Annotated in this window: 1 rRNA gene and 1 other annotated feature; the gene reads left to right on the top strand. The window is 53.4% G+C overall.

From position 1 onward, the window contains the following. Positions 1-1,527, top strand: a sequence feature (23S ribosomal RNA rRNA prediction is too short). 202 nt (positions 1,528-1,729) lie between these two features. Further along, a 5S ribosomal RNA gene (gene rrf, locus EL249_RS13050) occupies positions 1,730-1,842 on the top strand. Positions 1,843-2,010: the final 168 nt, after the last annotated feature.

Here is a 2,010-nt window from a genome sequence, read left to right as displayed (position 1 = left end):
GCGAAAGCCATAGCTGATGGGAAGCTGGTTAATATTCCAGCACCGATTTCTAGTGCGATGGGGGGACGGATCGTGGAAGGTTGTCCGGGTGTTGGAAGTCCCGGTTCCTGACCTGTAGGTGTCTGGTAGGTAAATCCGCCAGGCGTATGCCGAGGGGTTGGGACGAGCGAGCTTGCTCGCGAAGCAACTGGAAGTGGTTCCAAGAAAAGCCTCTAAGCTTCAGCTAGAAACGACCGTACCGCAAACCAACACTGGTGCGCGAGATGAGTATTCTCAGGCGCTTGAGAGAACTCGGGAGAAGGAACTCGGCAAATTGACACCGTAACTTCGGAAGAAGGTGTGCCTTGGTAGCTTGAGTGTGAAACAACACAAGGGCAAAGAGGTTGCAAAGAATAGGTGGCTGCGACTGTTTATTAAAAACACAGCACTCTGCAAACACGAAAGTGGACGTATAGGGTGTGACGCCTGCCCGGTGCGGAAGGTTAATTGATGGGGTGGCAAGCTCTTGATCGAAGCCCAGTAAACGGCGGCCGTAACTATAACGGTCTAAGGTAGCGAAATTCCTTGTCGGGTAAGTTCCGACCTGCACGAATGGCCGTAACGATGGCCACACTGTCTCCTCCCGAGACTCAGCGAAGTTGAAATGTTTGTGATGATGCAATCTCCCCGCAGCTAGACGGAAAGACCCCATGAACCTTTACTGTAGCTTTGCATTGGATTGCGAACCGACTTGTGTAGGATAGGTGGGAGGCTTTGAAGTCAGGACGCCAGTCTTGATGGAGCCATCCTTGAAATACCACCCTGGTTTGTTCGCGGTTCTAACCTAGGCCCGTCATCCGGGCCGGAGACAGTGCATGGTGGGCAGTTTGACTGGGGCGGTCTCCTCCTAAAGAGTAACGGAGGAGTTCGAAGGTACGCTTGGTACGGTCGGACATCGTGCCTAAAGTGCAATGGCAAAAGCGTGCTTAACTGCGAGACTGACAAGTCGAGCAGGTGCGAAAGCAGGACATAGTGATCCGGTGGTTCTGTATGGAAGGGCCATCGCTCAACGGATAAAAGGTACTCTGGGGATAACAGGCTGATACCGCCCAAGAGTTCATATCGACGGCGGTGTTTGGCACCTCGATGTCGGCTCATCTCATCCTGGGGCTGTAGCCGGTCCCAAGGGTATGGCTGTTCGCCATTTAAAGAGGTACGTGAGCTGGGTTTAAAACGTCGTGAGACAGTTTGGTCCCTATCTGCTGTGGGCGTTGGAGATTTGACGGGGGCTGCTCCTAGTACGAGAGGACCGGAGTGGACACACCTCTGGTGTACCTGTTGTCACGCCAGTGGCATCGCAGGGTAGCTAAGTGTGGAAGAGATAACCGCTGAAAGCATCTAAGCGGGAAACTTGCCTGAAGATGAGATCTCCCTGGGGACTCGATCCCCCTGAAGGGTCGTCCAAGACCAGGACGTTGATAGGCCGGGTGTGGAAGCGCAGTAATGCGTGCAGCTAACCGGTACTAATTGCCCGTGAGGCTTGACCCTATAGTTTTGCGAGATCCAGCATGCTGCTGGGCCGCCATCAGTTGACTCGACATGACTCTGCACGCAGACTCGTTCGAGACTCAGTCACATCGTCGTCGGAAACCATGGACTCCTCATGAAACTTCCGATACACTCGTCGACTCCTATCAGACAACGGCAGCAAGCCTTGGCAACTCGCTAGGCTCGCCGCCAACAAGCTTTGTCTGACGACCATAGCGAAGTGGAACCACTCCTTCCCATCCCGAACAGGAACGTGAAACGCTTTTGCGCCGATGATAGTGGGCCCGCGCCCGTGAAAGTAGGACATCGTCAGACACCCTATTCATGAAAAAGCCCGTACTCTGTACGGGCTTTTTTGAGAGTCTCTTGCAGGATGTGTAGAGACTGTGCTAGAATGCACAATTCGTTGAATGCTTGTTCTTTAAAAATCAGCAGCCGATAAGTGTGGGCGTTTGGGGTAGGTGGCCGACGCTGCATTGCGTA

The organism is Lautropia mirabilis, from assembly GCF_900637555.1.
Taxonomy (GTDB): Bacteria; Pseudomonadota; Gammaproteobacteria; order Burkholderiales; family Burkholderiaceae_E; genus Lautropia; species Lautropia mirabilis.
The sequence above is the reverse complement of the archived record's forward strand: the minus strand, read 5'-3'. Positions and strand labels throughout refer to the sequence as shown.